The organism is Aeromonas sp., from assembly GCF_051657805.1.
GTDB lineage: Bacteria > Pseudomonadota > Gammaproteobacteria > Enterobacterales > Aeromonadaceae > Aeromonas.
The window spans coordinates 117,596-136,525 of sequence record NZ_JBOFLJ010000061.1; the positions used below are offsets into that span (position 1 = coordinate 117,596).

Consider the following 18,930-nt stretch of genomic DNA (forward strand, 5'->3'; position numbering starts at 1 on the left):
ATCGAGTGGGTGCCACAATCGGGCTCCGTCACAACTCCTGAGCCTGCCGCGGGAATTTCTCAATATTGCCGACCGGATCACGGCGAAGGGGATGAGGGCTGCACGGATGAGACTGAATGGATTGATAAAAACGACAAAAACGCCCATAAAAAAGGCCCCTCGCGGGGCCTCTTGTCGATCACCACTCAGGAGAGGGCGAGACCGATGGAGAGCAGCAGGCTGTAGAGGAAGGCGCTGATGGCGGTCTTCTTGAGGGCGCCGGTCAACACCTCCCCATCGAAGCTCAGCCGCAGGGTGCGGGCGGCATCGGTGAGGGGCTTCAAGGCGGGCAGGAAGATCCAGGGCCAGAGGCCGGCCTGCTGCGTCAGCAGGAAGGCGACGGTGGCCAGCAGCGCCGCCCCCAGCAGGGCCCAGTGGTAGGCGATGGCGCGGTTGCGACCGAGGCGCACCGCCAGGGTGATCTTGCCGCTGGCGGCGTCTGTCTCTATGTCCCGCACGTTGTTGATGTTGAGCACGGCGGTCGCCAGCAGGCCGCAGGCGGTGGCGGGCAACAGCAGATCCCACTGCAGGGTGTGGGTGAAGAGGTAGTAGGAGCCGAGCACCCCCAGCAAACCGAAGAACAGGAAGACGGAGATGTCGCCGAAACCACGATAGCCATAGGGGGTCTTGCCCACCGTGTAGGTGATGGCCGCGATGATGGCGGCCCCCCCCAGCAGGACGAACAGCAGTATCTGCTGCCAGGCCTCGCCGAAGGCACAGGCCAGCAGGGCGAGGCCGCTGACGATGGCTGCCAGCGCCGTCAGCCCCATGGCGATGCACATCTGCTTGCGGGTGATGAGGCCGGAGACCACGGCACGCTGGGGGCCGATGCGCTCGCCGTTGTCGGCGCCGGAGACCGCATCCCCATAGTCGTTGGCCAGGTTGGAGAGGATCTGCAGCAGGATGGCGGTCAACAGGGAGAGGCCCATGATGGCGCCATCGAAGGCACCCCGGCTGGCGGCCAGCCCCGACCCCAACAAGATGGAGGAACAGGCGAGGGGCAGTGTTCGCAAACGCGCCGCCAACAGCCAAACAGAGAAGGTATTTGTCATATTGTGATGGCCAAACAATCAGATATTGATCGTGTTAAGGGTTATCGAACCGGATTTCGGTATACTTGGGCTCCGTGGGGGTTTTGGGCTCCCTCGGGCAATTTACATGGAAGAATGGGCAGATAATATATAGGAAATCATCGCCCTTTGGCATCAACCTGCGCCATCCTCCCCCCGGAGCGATCGCCACTATCCGGCTCAGACAAGACATCCATGTTGGCCCAGACCCATATCAAGCAACAGCTGGACGCCCTGCGTCACGGCACTGTCAGCGGCTTCGTGCGGTTGCGCGTGGCGGTCGAGGTACAATCCTTCCTGGGCTGGCTGGCGGCGCAGACCCTCTATCCCCGCATCTACTGGCAGGCACGCAGCCCCCAGAGCCCGGAGTATGTGGCCCTCGGCTGTATCCACGAGCTGACCCGCCCCCAGGACATCCGCCGGGTCTGCGACAGCATCGACGGCGGCAGCGATGACAGCCCCCGCTACTATGGCGGTCTGGCGTTCGATCCCGCTCAGCCCGGCTGGCCTGGGTTCGGCCCCTGCCGCTTCGTGTTGCCGCGCATCGAGCTGGTGCGCCGGGGGGAATGTGTCAGCCTCTGCCTGAACCTCTGGTTGCCGACACGGGATGAGGTCGGCGCATTCGATGCCGAGCTGCGGGCCGCCGGATCGGCCCTCGATGCCCTGCTGCCGGAAGCCCCCCTGCCACCCCTTGGCAAACGGGCCTGGCAGCGGCAGGATTGCCCCTCACCGGCCCTGTGGCAACAGCTGGTCGAGACCGTCACCAGCCCGGCCTCCCAGGCCCACACCCCCAAGGTGGTGCTCTCCCGTGAGAGCAGCCTGGATCAGGCAGACGCCAGCCAGGCCCCCCTCTCCCCCTGGTCCCTGCTGGCCCAGTGGGCAGGTCAGGCCCAGGAGTGCTTCCACTTCGGCTTCCAGTTCAGCCCGGAGCAGAGCTTCATCTCCTGCTCCCCCGAGCGCCTCTATCGCCGGGAAGGCCGCCACCTCTTCACCGAGGCGCTCGCGGGCACCATTCGCCGCTCCGGGGATGCCGCCACCGATGAGCGGCTGGCGGCGGAGCTCCTGGCCGACAGCAAGAACCGGCTGGAGAATCGGCTGGTTCATGCGGACATCCTCAGCCGGCTTGCGCCCCTCACCAGCAATGCCAGCCTGACCGAGCCGCGCATCCTCAAGCTGCGGCTCTTGCAGCACCTCAAGTGCGACATCGAGGCCGAGCTCGGCCCCGGGGTGTGTGACTGGCAGTTGCTGGACGCCCTGCATCCCACCCCGGCGGTGGGGGGGGCGCCGCGCGAGTCGGCGCTCGCCTTTATCCGCGAACATGAGCCTTACAAACGGGGCTGGTACGCCGGGGCCTGCGGTATGCTGAGCCGGGAGACCTCGGAGTTCGCCGTCGCCATCCGCAGCGCCCTGGTGCAGGAGCAGAGCCTCCGCCTGTTTGCCGGCGCCGGCATAGTGGCGGGCTCCGAGCCCGCCGCCGAGTGGGCCGAGCTCGACAACAAGATAGCCAACGTGCTCTCCCTGCTGGGATAGCCTTTCTCATCGATTCCTCACTGCGAGAGCCCTATGTCTGCCAGCCAAGTGTCTGAGCACCGAGTGTTTGCCAGCCAGCACGCCACCTTCAACCACGTCTGGTCTTCCCTCCTGCTGGAGGAGCTCTATCGTCTCGGCGTGCGGGACATCACCCTGGCCTCCGGCTCCCGATCGGCCCCCCTCACCATGGCCGCCGCCGCCCACCCGGGCTTTCGCCGCCACCTGCATTTCGACGAGCGGGGTCTCGGCTTCATGGCGCTCGGCCTCGCCAAGGGCACGGGCCGACCGGTCGCCGTGATCATGACCTCGGGCACGGCGGTGGCGAACCTCTGGCCCGCGGTGGCCGAGGCCCAGCTGACCGGGGTGCCCCTCATCATTCTCTCGGCCGACCGGCCGCCCGAGCTCATCGACAACGGCGCCAACCAGGCCATCAATCAGCAGGGGATCTTCGGCCACTACCCCGTCTATCAACTCAATCTGCCGAGTCCGACCCAGACCATTCCCGCCGCCTTCGTGCTGAGCTCGGTGGATCAGGCGCTGGCCCAGCAGGCGCGCACTCCCGGCCCCGTGCACTTCAACTGCATGTACCCGGAGCCCCTCTACCCCGGTGATACCTATCAGGAGTTCGGCGACTACCTGGCGCCCCTCGGCGACTGGCTCCGCTCGGGCGAGCCCTGGAGCCCCTGGCAGCTGGGGGAGCCAGCCTGCCCCGTCCAGAGCGACTGGGCCGAGCTGAGAGGCAAGCGCGGCGTCATCGTCGCGGGCCGCATCCAGGATCCCGTGCAGGGCAAGGCGGTGGCCGAGTTGGCGGAGCGTCTCGGCTGGCCGCTGCTGGCGGATCTGCAGAGCCAGATCCGCTTCGATGAACGCAACCTCATCCACATGGATCTCGCCCTGCAAAACAGCTGCTTCGTGAGCGAGCTGGCCCGCGCCGAGGTGCTGCTGCAATTCGGCGCCCGCCTCGTCTCCAAGCGCCTCGGCCAGTTCATCAAACAGCACCCCTGGCAGGATTACTGGCTGGTGGATCCGCAGCCGGCGCGCCTGGATCCTGACTACCGGCTGCGCCGCCGCCTGCTGTGCGAGCCCACCGCCTTCGTCACCGCCCACCCCGTTCATGAGAGAGGGACAGAGACGCAGCAACCCTGGCACAGACTGCGGGAGCGCCACCAAGGGGCCAGCCAGCAGATCCACGCCGCCTGCGATCGCTTCTCCGAGCTCGGAGTCTGCCACCGCCTGAACCGGCTCATCGAAGGCCAGCTGTTCGTGGGCAACAGCATGCCAGCCCGGCTGATGGACATGCTCGGCGAGACCGGCAAGGGACCGAGCCGGGTGATGACCAATCGCGGTGCCTCCGGCATCGATGGCCTCATCGCCACGGCCTATGGTTTCGCCCAATCGCGCGAGGAGCCTACCACCCTGCTGCTCGGGGACTTGAGCGCCCTGCACGATCTCAACAGCCTGGCCCTGCTCGGCAAGGGGAGCCAGCCCCTGGTGGTGATCCTGCTCAACAACGACGGCGGCAGCATCTTCCGCATGCTGCCGGTGCCCACCGGCGATCGGCTGCTGGAGACCTACTACTGCCTGCCCCACGGCCTGCACTTCGAGCACGCCGCCGCCATGTTCGGCCTCCAGTACCGGGCACCGACCACCCTGGCCGAGTTCGAGCAAAATTACGCGCAGGCCCTGGAAAAGGGCGTAACTCTGATTGAAATCAAGGTGCCGAGCCAGGAAGTGGCCGAGGATCTGAAGACTCTGGGAAATGTGATTCGTGGTCACTGACATCGAGTCTTTCAGTGACGGCGAAGTGACCGAGGATCCAAAAACAGTGGGAAATGCGACGCGTGACTTCTAATCCAGACAATCGCGCAGTGCCGCTGGTACTGCTGCACGGTCTGCTCGGCGATGGTCGGGACTGGCAGGGGGTGATCGACGCCCTGCCCGGGATCGAATGCCACGCCCTGGATCTGCCCGGTCACGGCCGCAACCGCTCACATCGGGTCAGCGGCTTCGACGAGGCCAACGCCTGGCTCTGTGGCGAGCTCGCGGCTCGCGGCATCCGCCGCTACCGGCTGGCGGGCTACTCCCTCGGTGGACGGCTGGCGCTCTATCACGCCAGCCAGGCCCCCGCCGGGCTGCAGGCCCTGCTGCTGGAGAACTGCCACCCCGGCCTGCCCGCCGCCGAGCGAGCCGCCCGCATCGCCCACGACGAGATCTGGGCCCGCCGCTTCGAGGACGGACCCCTGGCCGAGGTGCTGGCGGACTGGTATCGCCAGCCGGTGTTCGCGGATCTCGACGAGAATGGACGGGCACGGCAGATCGCCAGACGCCTCGGCAATGATGGCCGGGCCGTGGCCGCCATGCTGCGGGCCACGTCGCTGGGCAAGCAGCCGGATCTCGCCCCCTGGCTCAGGACCGCCGCGAGGGCCGCCCCCCCCTTGCCGGTGACCTGGATCTCCGGCAGCCGGGATCAAAAATTCCACAGCCTGGCTTGCCAGCTGGTGGAGCAGGGTTGCAATATCAATCACTTGGCGCTGGATGGCGGCCATAATCTGCACGCCGACCAACCCGAACGCTTCGCCGCCTGCCTGCATGACTGGCACGGCAGCACCTGAGCCGGCCGCCCCGTCCGGCCATGAACCATCCCGGCCTGCCCCCGCGGGCCGACCAACAACAAGAGAGTGCACATGATTGAAGCAATGACGGAAGCGGAACTCTACGCTCCTATCGAATGGCAGGACTGTTCTGCCGGTTACGAGGACATCCTCTATCACAAGTCCCAGGATGGCATTGCCAAGATCACCATCAACCGTCCCCAGGTGCGCAACGCCTTCCGTCCCCGCACCGTCAAGGAGATGCTGCAGGCCCTGGCCGATGCGCGCTACGACGATCGGGTCGGCACCATCATACTCACCGGTTTCGGCGAGAAGGCGTTCTGCGCCGGTGGCGACCAGAAGATCCGCGGCGACTACGGTGGATACCGGGATGACGAAGGCACCCATCACCTCAACGTGCTGGACTTCCAGCGCGACATCCGCACCTGCCCCAAGCCCGTGGTGGCCATGGTGGCGGGCTACGCGGTCGGTGGCGGCCACGTGCTGCACATGATGTGCGACCTGACCATAGCGGCGGACAACGCCCAGTTCGGCCAGACCGGCCCGAAGGTCGGTTCCTTCGACGGCGGCTGGGGCGCCTCCTACATGGCCCGCATCGTCGGCCAGAAGAAGGCCCGCGAGATCTGGTTCCTGTGCCGCATGTACGACGCCCAGCAAGCCCTCGACATGGGTCTGGTCAACACCGTCGTGCCCCTGGCCGAGCTGGAGCGCGAAACCGTGCGCTGGTGCCGCGAGATGTTGCAGAACAGCCCCATGGCCCTGCGCTGCCTGAAGGCTGCCCTGAACGCCGACTGCGACGGCCAGGCCGGCTTGCAGGAGCTGGCTGGCAATGCCACCATGCTGTTCTACATGACCGAAGAGGGTCAGGAAGGGCGCAACGCGTTCAACGAGAAACGCCGTCCCGACTTCTCCAAATACAAGCGGAACCCCTGATGACACTCGCCCTCTATCGCTACCATCTGCCTTTTACCCAGCCTCTGACCTTTCACGGCAAGGTGGAGGCGGCGCGCGAGGGCTTGCTGGTGCGCATCAACGACGGCTGGGGGGAGATAGCCCCCCTGCCCGGTTTCTCCAGGGAGACCCTGGCCGAGGCACAGACCGAGGCCATCGCCTGCCTGACGCAACTGGCGAGGGGTGAAACCATTGCCCCCCGCCTGCCCTCGGTGCAATTTGGTCTGGACTGCGCCCGGCGCCAGTGGCCCGCACAGACCGCCAGCTTGCCCGAGCCCTATCCCCTCATACAGGGCTCCCCCCAGGAGCTGCTCAAGAACTGGAAGCTGTGGCTGCACGAGACCCCGCTCAAGGCCAAGCTGAAGGTGGCCCGCTACCCCATGCGGGATGAACTCGCGCTGATCCGCCTGCTGCTGGACAGACGCCCCAATCTCAAGCTGGTGCTGGATGCGAACCAGGGCTGGACCCGCGAGGAGGCCTGGGCCTTCTGCGGCCATCTGGACGCGAACCGGATCGAATACCTGGAAGATCCCTGTGCCCGCTTCGACGACATCGCCTTCGTGGCCGCCCGCACCAACATGCCGGTGGCCCTGGACGAGCTGCTGAGCCAGGGGGAAACCTGGCAACCCATCCCCCAGCTCAAGGCCCTGGTACTCAAACCCATGTTGCTGGGCAGCCTGGCCAACAGCGAGGCCCTGGTGGCCAAGGCCCGGGATCTGAGGCTCAAGGTGATCGTCTCCTCCTGCTTCGAGTCCGGCGTCGGCCTCGGCCAGCTCGCCCGCCTCGCAGGCGAATGGGCGCCGGATCAGGCGCCGGGCCTGGACACCCGCCGCTGGCTGACCGGGGATCTGCTGGACAAGCAGGGCCAGCCCGATCTGGCACAGCTCAAGCCCCTGTTCCACCGTGATTGAGGCCCAATCACCCGCTATCGGTCAGGCCACCGAGTCCTGCCCGGTCCGCCACTGGGCCCTGATGGCACCAGAGCGGATCGCCATCCACGCCCCCACGCCGCAGGGGCGCCCCCTCGACTACCGGCAGCTGGATCTGAGGCTAAACGCCCTCTGCCGGCAGCTGGAGTCTGCGGGCCTGCAGGCCGGAGACAGGCTGGCCGCCGTGGTACGCGGGGCCGAGGCAGACGTGCTGCTGGCCTGGGCCTGCATTCGCAGCCAGATCGTCTTCTGTCCCCTCAACCCCGCCTTCCCCCTGCCAAAACAAGCCGAGCTGGCAAGCCAGCTCGCCGTCGCCGCCTTCTGGTCCGAGACCGCGATCCCGGACGGTCCCTGGCAAGGGCTGAGGCTGGATTTCGGGGCCGAGCTGGACCAGGGTCAGCGCCCCCTGCCTCTGGCCCCCGAACAGCCGAGCAACATGATCCTCACCTCGGGATCGAGCGGTACCCCCAAGGCCGTGGTGCACCGCCTCGCCAACCATCTGGCATCCGCCAGGGGCTCAGGCGCCCTCATTCCTCTGGATGAGGCGTGCGGCTGGCTGCTCTCGTTGCCGCTGTTTCACGTCGGCGGCTACGCCATCCTGTTCAGAGTCTTCCTGGCGGGGGCGGCCCTGGTGCTGGACGACCGCAGCCGACCCCTCAAGGAGCGGCTGGAGCAGCAGCCCATCACCCACCTCTCCCTGGTGCCGACCCAGCTCTGGCGCCTGCTGGCCCAGGGCTTCGACCCAACCCGCACCCGGTTGCGGGAGCTGCTGCTCGGCGGCGCCGCCATCCCGGAGCCTCTGGTGAGCCGACTCCGCGCCCTGGGCCTCACCCCCAAGGTGAGCTACGGGTTGTCGGAGATGGGCAGCCAGGTCTGCACCGGCCAGCCCGCCGGCGCCGGCGTGGTGGGTCGCCCCCTGCCCGGACGGGAGATCTGCATCCAACAGGGGGAGATCTGCGTGCGCGGCGCCACCCTGTTCGCCGGCTACTTCAAGGCGGGCGAGCTGGAGCGGCCGCTGGACGCCGAGGGCTGGTTCCACACCCGGGACAAGGGTCATCTCACCCCGGACGGGGCACTGGTGGTGGAGGGGCGGCTCGACAACCTCTTCATCTCGGGGGGGGAGAACATCCAGCCGGAGACCATAGAGCAGCGGCTGGTGGATCACCCCGCCGTGGCCCAGGCGCTGGTGGTCCCCATCCCGGACGAGCAGTGGGGCCAGCGCCCCGCCGCCTTTGTCGACTGGCACGGGGAGGCCCTTCCTCCTGCCGAACTGGCGGCCTGGATCAGGCAGTCACTGCCCGGCTTCATGGTGCCGGATCGCTGGCTGCCCTGGCCGGATCTCGGCGGCAACCTCAAACCCTCCCGCACCCGGCTCGCCACCCTGGCCGCCGCATCCTGACCGCCCTGGTCGGGCGCGCCTTCCCCACCCCCGGTACGGGCCTCTCTCTGATGCTTACCCCCATATAGGGATAAGTCCTTGCTATCAATGCGGTCCCTAATGGGGCTGACTTTGCCATCTTGCATGTGAAAGGGATCATTGCCCCAGCCCAACTGGCCAATTGATATTCCTTTGGAGCCCACTACCCTCTCCGATCCCCCACACCCATTCATCCACCAAAGGGATCACCATGAACCACCTGGGTACCCGGCTGCTGTTGTTGGCAGCCCCAAGCCTGCTCGCCACCTCGGCGCTGGCCAACTACAGCGCCGACTGGCGGCACTACCAACTGAACGGCGAATCGAGCCGCCAGCTCGGAGACAGGATCACCGAAGTCACCTATGAGCTGGGCGCCCGCGACGCCGGCGCCCCCTATCAGCAGCTGAGGGTCTATCGCCGCTTCGACTGGCAGGCGGCCGATCTCGCCCCCCTGGCCGAACAGCAGTGCGGTGAGCCCAGGGTACGGGTCGAGCAGGGCTGGCAGATCCGCTATCTCAGCTGCGAAGAGGTCGTGCCGATGGGCAAGGCGGTGCCGGCCAGCAGCTATGACTTCGGCTATGGCCTGAAACAGGGGCGCTGGGAGCCCCTGGCGGGCACGCCGACCGCTCCGCGTCCGGATCACCTGCCCCTGGCGGAGCGGATCGTTCTGGGGCACAGCGAACGGGAGCTGGATCGCTGCGAGCTCAATGCCGAGGGTCGCTGCGCCGAGTCATCCTGGCAATATCAGCCGCAGAACTGGCAACAGCTGAGTGTGCTGGAGGAGACCCCCAACGAGCGGGATGGCCGACTCGAGCAGATCTTCTTCCGCCTGCAACCCGTGGCGGGCAGTCAGGCCGCCAGCCAGGTACGTGAGCTGCACGTCTGGCGCCAGTACAGCTGGCTGCTGGACGAGGCGAAAACCCAGCAGGAGTGCGACGAGCCCCAGACCCGCCAGGAGGGGGACAAGACCATCAGTTACCGGGTCTGCCGCCAGACCCTGCCCGCCGGCAGCGAGGTGCAGGTGGTCTTGAAAGACACCGGTTATCAATACCCGGTCGGGGGGAGCGAGTGGCAGGCCCTGCCGGAGACGGCCGAGTGGCAGGAGAGCCGGACTCTCAATCGTCCCATCATACTGGCCAGCAAGGAGGAGCAGCTCGACTGCCGCCGCGCCGATGGCCGGGCCTGCTCCGAGCCGGATCTGCCGGGTACCGAGCTGCTGGACGCCGAAGCGGCCAAGATAGTGCAGGATGCCAGCGGCCAGCCCGCCCCGGTGTGGCTGGAGAACTACGGCCACGACGACACCAAGCTGCTGGCGGTCTCCCGCGGCATCCAGAGCCTGCTGGCGGCCAATCAGCCGGCCCATCCGGCCATGAAGCTGCTGCTGGAGTACGTGCGCGCCCACAACTATCACAACTACGGCAAGCACAGGGAGGATGGCCCCGCCGCCGCCGAGGCCCTGGCCGAGGCGCTGACCGCCCTCGGGGCCCATCCCCTGCTCTATCCCGAGCAGGCGAGCGATGAGGTGGGGGCCGTCATCGGTGCCTGGAGCATCGCCCTGCACGGCCAGTTCAGGAGCCCGGCGGTGCAGAGCCGGTTCGGCACCCTGCTCGGCCAGTTCAACCAGATGCTGGCCTACAGCACCCGCCACGCCGGCGAGATCAACGGCCGCCACCCCTGGGCGACCGGCCTGTTCGATCTGCTGAACTTCATCGACTTCGCCAGCGACTACGCCACCCCCTTCGCCGCCGACTTCCGCCAGCAGGACGATGAACTGCGCAAGCAGTTGCACGCCATCGGCATGAGCGAGCTCGCCCTCTGGCAAGGACGGGACGGCGCCGATCTCTTCCTGCTCAACAACGTGCTGGACGCCTACACCCGCCTCTACCGGGTTGCCCGCTACACCCGCCCGGACGAGGCAGAAGCCTATCGCAAGCAGCTGGATGACTCCGTCATCGCCCAGATCCGTCACCACGGCCTGATCCCGGGGGGCAGCCAGAGCCCGGCGCTGCTGGAGGACATGTCCCTGACCCTCTCCACCTACTACCTGACCTACACGGATCGCACCAGCGAGGCCTGCATCAGCGGTGACTTCGCCGGCCTGTGCACCCCCATACGGGTGGAGGACGTGCTGCCGTTCGAGCACACCTGCTCCCCCACCCTGCGCCTGCGGGCCCAGGATCTGACCATGAACCAGGCGGAGGGGATCTGCCGTGAGCTCGGCGCCGAGGAGCAGCAGTTCCACCAGCAGATGCAGACCGGTGGCCAGCCGGTGGCGGACGATCTCAACGAGGCCCTGGAGCTGGTGATCTTCGACTCCTCCGCCGACTGGAAACGCTACGGCAGCGCCCTGTTTGGCGGCGTCTCCACCGACAACGGCGGCATCTACATCGAGGGGGATCCGGCGCGCCCAGGCAACCAGGCCCGTTTCTTCGCCTATGAGGCGGAGTGGAAACGCCCCGCCTTCCAGGTGTGGAACCTGCGTCACGAGTACGTCCACTACCTGGACGGCCGCTTCAACCAGTACGGCAGCTTCGGTCACTACCCCCTCAACCGCACCACCTGGTGGTCGGAAGGGCTGGCTGAGTTCATCGCCCACGGCCAGTGCTTCGCCCGCGGCCTGGACAACGTCGCCGCCCGCCCGGCGGGCGAGCGCCCCAGCCTCGCCGAGATCCTGCACCTGGATTACGACAAGGGGGGCGAGATGGTCTACTCCTGGTCCTATACGGTGCACCGCTTCCTGAACGAGACCGGCCGCGGCGCCAGCTGGCTGGCCATGGCCCAGGCCCTGCGCAACCAGGACCAGGCTCAGGCGATGGGGGCCTTCGAGGGTGAGCTGGACAACCTGATCGCCAGCGACAGCGAGGCCTATCAGGACTGGCTGGCAGGTGAACTGCTGCCCTGGTGGGAGGCCAACAAGGACTCCGAGGCCTGTCAGGGCAACGACTCAGCCCACTGAGTCTCCTCCTTGCCACCACAGGGGCGGCCATGCCGCCCCTGAATTTTCCCGCCAAGCCCCCTTCCTGCCAGCGACAGTCTCTGCCCGAGTGACATCCTTCGGGGCCATCAAGCCTGACGCCGGCAGCCAACTTGTAATAGAATGGCTCCCTGTCATCCCTTACTTCAGACCCGAATCGCACCGCGCATGAAGAAGTTTGCCAAGATCCTGCTCGCCTGCCTCTGCCTGCTGCTGGCCGCCGCCGCCGCGCTGCTGGGCTACAGCGAGTGGACCGTCTCGGACGCCCGTCACTACACCTATGACGACGTCGACGCCGTGCCCTACAACAGGGTCGCCGTGGTGCTCGGCACCTCCAAATACCTGATCGGGGGCAGCCCGAACCACTACTTCAAATACAGGATCAAGGCCGCCGCCGAGCTCTACAACAACGGCAAGGTGGACTACATCCTGGTCTCCGGCGACAACGCCACCGTGCAGTACAACGAGCCGCGCCAGATGCGGCGGGCCCTGATCCAGGCCGGCATTCCCGCCAGCGCCATCTACAGCGACTACGCGGGCTTTCGCACCCTGGACTCCGTGGTGCGGGCCAAGGAGGTGTTCGGCCAGTCCCGCTTCACCGTGGTCTCCCAGGCCTTCCACAACGAGCGCGCCATCTTCATCGCCCGCCACTTCGGCATAGACGCGGTCGGCTTCAACGCCCTGGATCCCAGCGCCTATCAGGGGATCCGCACCCGGGTACGGGAAGTGTTCGCCCGCCTGATGGGGCTGCTCGATCTCTATGTGCTGGACAAGGGCCCCAAGTTCCTCGGCGAGCCCATCGTCATCGGCGGCCCCATCCCCTGCCAGGCCCTGAGCACCCTGGGCGCCAGCCAGCCCTGCCTGCCCATTCCCGCGGCCAAGACGCCGGCCACGCCCGCGAAGCCATCTCAACCCATGCCCAGCGCGGCGGTAGCGACCTCGGCCAGTGCGGCCGTCACCACCCTGACCCCGGCCGCCTCCGCCAGCAGTGCGGCGGCCCCCACCAGTGCCGACGCGGCGACCGACTGAGTTCGGCGACGAAACATAAAAAAGAGACCCGCCAATTGGCGGGTCTCTTTTTTCATCCGTGACGGAATCACCTATGCCAGCGCCTGCTGGTAGCGACGCGCCACCTCGGCCCAATCCACGACGTTGTAGAAGGCGGCGATGTAGTCGGGACGCTTGTTCTGATACTTGAGGTAGTAGGCGTGCTCCCACACATCCAGCCCCAGGATGGGGGTGTTGCCCTGCATCAATGGGCTGTCCTGGTTCGCACTGCTCTCCACCTGCAACTTGCCGGCCTTGTCCACCACCAGCCAGGCCCAGCCACTGCCGAAGCGGCTCAGGGCCGCCTGGGTGAAGACCTGCTTGAAGGCATCCAGCCCCCCCAGATCCCGCTCTATGGCGGCCGCCAGGGCACCGCTCGGCACGCCGCCCCCCTGCGGGCTCATCACCAGCCAGAACAGGCTGTGGTTGGCGTGACCGCCGCCGTGGTTGCGCACCGCCCCCTGGATCTTGGCCGGCAGGCTGTCGAAACGGGCCAGCAACTCCTCCACCGGCAAGGCGGCGAGTTCGGGGGCCCCTTCCAGGGCGACGTTCAGGTTGGTGATGTAGGTCTGATGATGGCGACTGTGGTGGATCTCCATGGTCAGGGCATCGATATGGGGCTCGAGGGCATCGTAGGCGTAGGCAAGGGCGGGCAGGGTATGGCTCATGTTCGTCTCTCTTATCGGGTTAATGCAGTCGGGAAGCCGGCTCGGCCTGGCACAGGCATTGGCCGAGGCAGCGTTGAATGCCGTCGTGGCTACCGTGCCTGCGCACGAAGGCGAGCAGCTCGGTACGGGTGTTGTGGCTATGGCGCTGGGCGGAGGTGCGCAGGGACTGGGAGCAGGCCGGTGACTGGCTGGTGGCCAGCAGGCAGTCGTGAATATGGCACAAGAGATCCGCGGCCCTGTCCGGCAACGTCATGGCGATCAGCAGATCCGCCATGTTGTGATGGGCCACCACCAGGGCCGCCACCGCCTCGTCGGCATCCGGCCAGAAGGAGAACTGCTGGCGGGCCAGCCAGAGCGCCTGCTGGTAGCAGTCGAGGGCCTTGGCATGTTCTCCCGCATCGAAATGGCGGTTGCCGCACAGGGTCTGCTGCTTCCAGTGCGCCATGCTGTTGTCCGCGTCACTCGCGCCGACCCATCCCTTCACCCAGCTTGCTGTCATGCCTTGAACACCGAAATGATAATAATTATTATTTAACTTATTTGAGGGGGGAACACAAGGGATAGATTTGCCACTTCCTTCTGCCCATATGGGTAGTGTTTTACCGAGATGGCCGGTTTAGTGACCGCACCCACAGATACATTCGAGTTCAGCGACCATGCTGATGGGCACTGGCATGAGGCCGGTGGCTGCCAAGGGCAGTCTGTCGATACAAGGATGATGCAGATGAAAAAATGGCTTCTGGCGCTGCTCTGCGCCCTGCCCCTGCTGGCCCAGGGGGCCGGCTACACCCAGACCCGTTATCCCATAGTGCTGGTGCACGGGTTATTCGGCTTCGACAAGTTGCTCGGGGTCGATTACTTCTACGGCATCCCCCAGGCGCTGAGCCGGGACGGCGCCAGAGTCTACGTGGCCCAGGTCTCCGCCACCCAGAGTTCCGAGCTGCGCGGTGAGCAGCTGCTCAAGCAGGTGCAGCAGGTACTCGCCATCACGGGGGCGGAGAAGGTGAATCTCATCGGCCACTCCCACGGCGGCCCCACCATCCGTTACGTGGCCTCGGTCGCCCCCGAGCTGGTCGCCTCCGCCACCAGCGTGGGGGGTGTCAACCAGGGATCCGAGATAGCGGATCTGGTGCGCACCAGCGTCAAACCCGGCTCGGCGGCCGAGCAGCTGGCGGTGGCGGCGGCCTCGGCCCTGTCCGGAGTCATCTCCTTGCTCTCGGGGGGCAGCAGCCTGCCCCAGGATCCCCTCAAGGCCCTCGATGCCCTCACCAGCGCCGGCGCCCAGCGCTTCAACCAACGCTATCCGGAGGGACTGCCCGGCCAGTATTGCGGCGAGGGGCCGCTGCGGGCCGCCAACGGGGTCTACTACTTCTCCTGGAGCGGGCGCGGCAACATGACCAACATCCTGGATCCCGTGGATCCCACCCTGGCGCTGACCGGCACCTTCTTCAAGGAGCCCAACGACGGCCTGGTGGGGGTGTGTAGCAGTCACCTCGGCAAGGTCATCGGCACGGGCTACCGGATGAACCACCTGGACGAGGTGAACCAGTCCTTCGGCATCCACCACCTGTTCGAGACGGATCCCCTCACCCTCTATCGCCAGCACGCCAACCGCCTGCAGGGGTTGGGGCTATGAAGCGGGGGACGCTGATGCTGGGAGTGCTCGGCCCCACCCTGCTGCTGGCGGGGCTGGCCCTGTGGCCTGAGCCTGAACCCAGCCTCTCGGCCGCCCCCGAGCGCGGGGCCCTGCGCCATCAGCTGGCCCAGCGCATCGAGCAGGGAGAGACGGGCGAGGGGGACGCGCTGATGCGCCGATATCAGGGCTTCCTCGCGGCAGAGGGCAGCCTGACGGTGCCGGCGGATCCCGGCCTCGCCAGCCTGCAGCTGTTGTTCGACGAGCGCGAGCAGCTGCGCCAGCAGAGTTTCACCCCGGCCGAGCAGGATCAGCTGTTTGCCGAAGACCGGCTGATGGAGCAATGGACCCTGCGCCGCAAGGCGCTGGCGGAGGCAAGCGATGCCGACAAGCCGGGGCTGGCCACAGAGCTCGAGCTCTGGCTGGCGGAGCAGCCCCAGTGGTTCAGGGATGCCGACACCAATGGCCGTCTGCTCGGGGATCTGCAACAGCTGGAGCGGCTCCCCGAAACGGAGCGGGCGGCCCTGTTGCAGGAGCGGCTCGGGCAGGAGGCCACGGATCGCCTGCATCAGTTGGATCAGAGCCGGCAGGCGTTCGATCGGCAGTTGGCGGGTTATCTGGGGGAGCTGACCCCCCTTTCCCTCGATGAGAGGCTGGGACAGCAGCAGGAGATACTGGCCAAATGGTTCCAGCCAGAGCAATGGAAAAGGGTGGAGGCACTGACCAGGATAAGGCTCGGCGAAACCCCATAGGCAGGCACGGCGCGCTGCCTGTGACCAGAAACCCCGCGGGGGATATGAACGACAAGGGGGCCCAGGCCCCCTTGTCATTTGTCGGCCGCCTTATTGCGGTTTGTTGGCGGCGGGCATGGGCTGCCAGGTGAGGCGGGTCACCTGGGTGCCCTGCAGCTCGCAGGTGAAGCAGAGATCCTGCCACCCCTTCTCCTGGCGCAGGGAGACCTCCCCCTTCACCCCCGCTTCGCTCACCTTGATCTTCTGCGACTCGACTTCCACCTTGTCGCCCTCGGCCAGCGCCATCAGCTTGCTGCTGCACAGCCACTGGGCCAGCTCGGCCCCCTTCAGCTTGACGCCCCCCTTGGCGGCCTTCTGCTCAGCCTGACTCGGCACGAACAGCTGGCTCAGCTCGGCGGCCCGCTTGGTGAGCCACTCCTGACGCTGCTGCATGCTCATCTTGCTGACGAATTCCGCCGGTTGGCCCTTCTCATCCAGCCACTGGGTCAGGGAGCCCGCGTCGTCGAAGGCGAACTGGGCGGCGGGTTCCTTCACCCCGAACAGCTTGCCGCCCTTGAAATAGTAGCGGCTCTCCCCCTCCAGCTGGCCCAGCTCGTTCATGATGGGCACGGCTATGATGACGGGCTGGCCGTCGATCCAGGCCTTGATGTCCACTCCGTCGTGGCTGAACAGCCGGGTGTCGAGGGCACTCTCGGCCCCCTTCTCCATCAGGGTGAACTGTTCGGCCAGGGAGGCCGCGAGTGCAGGCAGGGAGCAGAGTCCCAGCGTAAGAGCGATCAGGGTATTGCGCATAAGTGTCCTGTGATGGCCAGGGGCCTTGGGTTAACGCTCTATCAACCAGGCCTTGAGTCCCTCTCTGTGCCGCTCGTCGAGCGGCCGGGACTGGCGGGTCTGGTAGTTGAAATGGATCAGGGTCGTCTCGCCGGTGACGGCCAGCTCCCCCTCTTGCCAGGCTTCCTGCCACAGGGTGAAGGAGCTGGTGCCGATGCGGCGCACCCCTGTCTTGATGGTCACCGGCTGGCCATAGAACAGCTCCCGTTTGAACTGCACCTCGTAGCCCGCGATGATCAGATGCCAGTCGCGCACGTCCAGCTCGGGAGAGAAGAGGCGGAACAGGGGATCCCGGGCCGACTCGAACCAGACCGCCGGCACTGTGTTGTTGATGTGGCCGAGGGCATCTGTCTCTTGAAAACGGGGTTGGATCTGCATTTCCAGCATGACTATTCGACTCCTTGTCGTTGGACCGGGCACAGGCTAGCGCGCCCGGGGTTGTGACTCAAGTCTGCCGGTGCCCCGCTGGGATCAGGCTCCCTTTTCTTACCCCTTCGTACTCTGCTCGGGTTTTAACCAGGCGCTGCGAAAATCGAACCAGCCGAGGGCCGTCATGCGCACCCCGTGCACCCCGACCCGGCTCTCCAGCTCCAGCCAGTGGTGAAACAGGGGCACGAAGCGGCCCTGTCGCTGCACCTCGGCCAGCAGGGCACGGGGGCCGGGCTCCACACCGCAGGCGCGCCACTGCGTCAGACCCTGCCACAGGCCCTGCTGGCCCGCCCACACCCGGCGCAGCAGAGGGGTGCCCTGCAGCCAGGCGTAGGGGGCGAAAGCCTGCTCGTGCTCCAGATTCAGGGTACCGAGCCAGAGATCCACGTCCTCATCCACCCCGCTCACCCAGCGGTCGTAATCCAGGGTGCGCACCTCCAGCGCGATCCCCTGCTCGGCCAGCAGGCTGGCCATGGCACGGCCACATTCGTTGAACTCCAGGTGCTGGCTGAAGCAGGCCAGCACCAGCTGGGTCGGCAACTCGGCCGGTTCGGGGCCGGGGTCGGCCTGGGCCTCCCGCCAGTGGGGCAGGAGGCCCAGGGCGCTGGTCCAGCCCCGCTGCAGCTCGGGGGCGACCCGTGCCATCAGGGCGATGGGGTTGAGCCGCTTGGCCAGCCACTGGCGCAGGGCCGGATCCTGCAGGGGGGCTGATCTGTCGTCCTGCAGCAGGAAGTAGCAGCCGGATTCCAGCTCGGATTCGCCCCACATGGTGCCGAGCTCCGGGCTGTCGCTGCCCAGCTGAAGATGGCTCTCCAGCCGCTCCGCCAGCTCCGGCAGCATCCAGATGTCGATCTCGTCCAGCAGGGCGCGCAGGCCGAAGTAGTCGTCGAAGGCGCTCAGGCACAGGTGCAGGGGGTCGTTCTCCGTCACCCGGTAGGGGCCCGTGCCCACGGGCTGCAGGGGGAATCCAGGCTCCCCCTTGAGCTCCCTCGGCAACACGGCCGCCACGGGTTCCGCCAGCAGATGGGGCAGCCAGGGATCCGGGCTGTCCAGATGCAGGTCCAGGGTGCGGGGCCAGGGGCTCTCCAGCCGCACCAGATGGGCGAACAGGGGGCGATCCCGCAGGGCCTGCAGGCTGTCGATCACGTCCTCCATCCCCAGCTCGCGGCCGTGGTGAAAGCGCACCGCCGGCCTCAGGTAGAAGCGCCAGTGGCAGGGGGAGAGGCACTCCCAGTGGTGGGCCAGATCTCCCTCGATTTCCCCATTTTCCTCATTTCGCCGGGTCAGTCCGTTGAAGATCTGCCGGCTCAGGTGCACCTCGGATCGGCGCAACGGCGCCGTGGGCAGCAGATGGGGCAACGGCCTGTAGTAGGGCACCCGCAGGATCTGGCGCCCTGCCCGGGTGGCCTGGCCGAGCTGCTCGATGAGCAGCGGGCTGAGCAGATCCAGCCTCTCCTCCGCCACCCGAACCGCCTGGGCCAGCAGCCCCTGCTGCAGCAGCTCCCGCAGCCGGCGCCGGATCAGCCCCTCCTGATTGTCGAGCAGGGTCAGCCGGGAGCGACGCCCCCGCCCCGCCTCGGCGGACCAGCTGAGCCAGCCCTGCTCCTGCATGCGTCTCAGCAAGAGGCGGGCGTTGCGCGGGGTGCAGCACAAGAGCTCGGCCACCTCGGCGAGGCTTATCTCCCGCTCGTCGGAACCCAGCTGCTGGGCGAGTCGTTGAAACTGCTGATAGAGGCGAGTACTGGGCATAAAAGAGGAAATCCATGGCAATGAAGTCGTCAGTTTTTACTTCCTCATTTTAGCCCAATACTGATGCCGAACATGAGCACAACCTCACAGGAGCACCATCATGAGCCAGGCATCTTCCCCCAAACCGAACCGGATCCAGCAAACCCTGCGCCGCTACTTCCAGCGGATCCTGCCGCGCCCACTGCCGCTGATCGAGGATCCCATGAGCCAGCTCAACCGCCTGATGCAGTGGGATATGACCCAGATAGACGATAGAGAGTACCGCCGCCGCCTCTGAGGCGGCCCGGGATCGGGGCCGG

At 66.6% G+C, this 18,930-nt stretch carries 17 protein-coding genes; 11 read left to right on the forward strand and 6 right to left on the reverse strand.

Features of this window, described 5'->3' with window-relative positions; translation table 11 throughout:
• Positions 1–185: 185 nt before the first annotated feature.
• A complete protein-coding gene (locus ACRCYW_RS19285; protein WP_438551614.1) occupies positions 186–1,091 on the reverse strand; it encodes a 1,4-dihydroxy-2-naphthoate polyprenyltransferase in 906 nt (301 codons plus the stop codon).
• A 213-nt stretch (positions 1,092–1,304) separates the two neighbouring features.
• Between ACRCYW_RS19285 and ACRCYW_RS19290 the strand changes: the two genes are divergently transcribed.
• The 8 genes from ACRCYW_RS19290 to ACRCYW_RS19325 all read left to right on the forward strand — a co-directional run bounded on the left by ACRCYW_RS19290 (position 1,305) and on the right by ACRCYW_RS19325 (position 12,551).
• On the forward strand, positions 1,305–2,639 hold the full coding sequence (locus tag ACRCYW_RS19290) for an isochorismate synthase (protein ID WP_438551615.1): 1,335 nt from the start codon (positions 1,305–1,307) through the stop codon (positions 2,637–2,639).
• Between the two features lie 63 nt (positions 2,640–2,702).
• Positions 2,703–4,418: a 2-succinyl-5-enolpyruvyl-6-hydroxy-3-cyclohexene-1-carboxylic-acid synthase gene (gene menD, locus ACRCYW_RS19295; RefSeq protein ID WP_438551772.1), complete on the forward strand. Its 1,716-nt coding sequence runs from the start codon at positions 2,703–2,705 to the stop codon at positions 4,416–4,418.
• 53 nt (positions 4,419–4,471) lie between these two features.
• Positions 4,472–5,251: a 2-succinyl-6-hydroxy-2,4-cyclohexadiene-1-carboxylate synthase gene (gene menH, locus ACRCYW_RS19300; protein ID WP_438551616.1), complete on the forward strand. Its 780-nt coding sequence runs from the start codon at positions 4,472–4,474 to the stop codon at positions 5,249–5,251.
• Between the two features lie 72 nt (positions 5,252–5,323).
• On the forward strand, positions 5,324–6,184 hold the full coding sequence (gene menB, locus ACRCYW_RS19305; RefSeq protein ID WP_438551617.1) for a 1,4-dihydroxy-2-naphthoyl-CoA synthase: 861 nt from the start codon (positions 5,324–5,326) through the stop codon (positions 6,182–6,184).
• A complete protein-coding gene (menC, locus tag ACRCYW_RS19310) occupies positions 6,184–7,113 on the forward strand; it encodes an o-succinylbenzoate synthase (RefSeq protein WP_438551618.1) in 930 nt (309 codons plus the stop codon). Before menB ends, menC begins: the two co-directional genes overlap by 1 nt.
• Positions 7,106–8,530: an AMP-binding protein gene (locus ACRCYW_RS19315; protein ID WP_438551619.1), complete on the forward strand. Its 1,425-nt coding sequence runs from the start codon at positions 7,106–7,108 to the stop codon at positions 8,528–8,530. Before menC ends, ACRCYW_RS19315 begins: the two co-directional genes overlap by 8 nt.
• A 229-nt stretch (positions 8,531–8,759) precedes the next feature.
• Entirely contained in the window at positions 8,760–11,504 is a 2,745-nt protein-coding gene (locus tag ACRCYW_RS19320; RefSeq protein WP_438551620.1) for a collagenase, read from the forward strand.
• 141 nt (positions 11,505–11,645) lie between these two features.
• Entirely contained in the window at positions 11,646–12,551 is a 906-nt protein-coding gene (locus tag ACRCYW_RS19325) for a SanA/YdcF family protein (RefSeq protein WP_438551621.1), read from the forward strand.
• A gap of 71 nt (positions 12,552–12,622) precedes the next feature.
• Here the strand turns inward: ACRCYW_RS19325 and ACRCYW_RS19330 are convergent, their stop codons facing one another.
• Both ACRCYW_RS19330 and ACRCYW_RS19335 read right to left on the reverse strand, forming a co-directional pair.
• Positions 12,623–13,237, reverse strand: a complete 615-nt coding sequence (locus ACRCYW_RS19330; protein ID WP_438551622.1) for a superoxide dismutase — start codon at positions 13,235–13,237, stop codon at positions 12,623–12,625.
• Between the two features lie 19 nt (positions 13,238–13,256).
• Positions 13,257–13,682: a hypothetical protein gene (locus tag ACRCYW_RS19335; RefSeq protein ID WP_438551773.1), complete on the reverse strand. Its 426-nt coding sequence runs from the start codon at positions 13,680–13,682 to the stop codon at positions 13,257–13,259.
• A gap of 279 nt (positions 13,683–13,961) precedes the next feature.
• Here ACRCYW_RS19335 and ACRCYW_RS19340 point away from each other — a divergent pair, with 279 nt between their 5' ends.
• Positions 13,962–14,873, forward strand: a complete 912-nt coding sequence (locus ACRCYW_RS19340) for a lipase family alpha/beta hydrolase (RefSeq protein ID WP_438551623.1) — start codon at positions 13,962–13,964, stop codon at positions 14,871–14,873.
• Positions 14,870–15,622 (forward strand): lipase secretion chaperone, encoded by a 753-nt coding sequence (locus tag ACRCYW_RS19345; protein ID WP_438551624.1) that lies wholly within the window; start codon positions 14,870–14,872, stop codon positions 15,620–15,622. Before ACRCYW_RS19340 ends, ACRCYW_RS19345 begins: the two co-directional genes overlap by 4 nt.
• A gap of 90 nt (positions 15,623–15,712) precedes the next feature.
• On the opposite strand, the gene ACRCYW_RS19350 is transcribed toward ACRCYW_RS19345, so the two are convergent.
• From ACRCYW_RS19350 to sgrR, 3 genes are all read right to left on the reverse strand, one after another.
• Positions 15,713–16,414 carry a hypothetical protein gene (locus ACRCYW_RS19350; RefSeq protein ID WP_438551625.1) on the reverse strand — a complete coding sequence of 234 codons (702 nt, stop codon included), beginning with the start codon at positions 16,412–16,414 and terminating at the stop codon, positions 15,713–15,715.
• Between the two features lie 30 nt (positions 16,415–16,444).
• Positions 16,445–16,840, reverse strand: coding sequence for an acyl-CoA thioesterase (locus ACRCYW_RS19355; protein WP_438551626.1), 396 nt, complete (start codon positions 16,838–16,840; stop codon positions 16,445–16,447).
• 99 nt (positions 16,841–16,939) lie between these two features.
• On the reverse strand, positions 16,940–18,631 hold the full coding sequence (gene sgrR, locus ACRCYW_RS19360) for an HTH-type transcriptional regulator SgrR (protein WP_438551627.1): 1,692 nt from the start codon (positions 18,629–18,631) through the stop codon (positions 16,940–16,942).
• A 100-nt stretch (positions 18,632–18,731) separates the two neighbouring features.
• Between sgrR and ACRCYW_RS19365 the strand changes: the two genes are divergently transcribed.
• The gene (locus ACRCYW_RS19365; protein WP_438551628.1) at positions 18,732–18,908 is read left to right on the forward strand and encodes a hypothetical protein; all 177 of its coding nucleotides are present in this window, start codon (positions 18,732–18,734) and stop codon (positions 18,906–18,908) included.
• Positions 18,909–18,930: the final 22 nt, after the last annotated feature.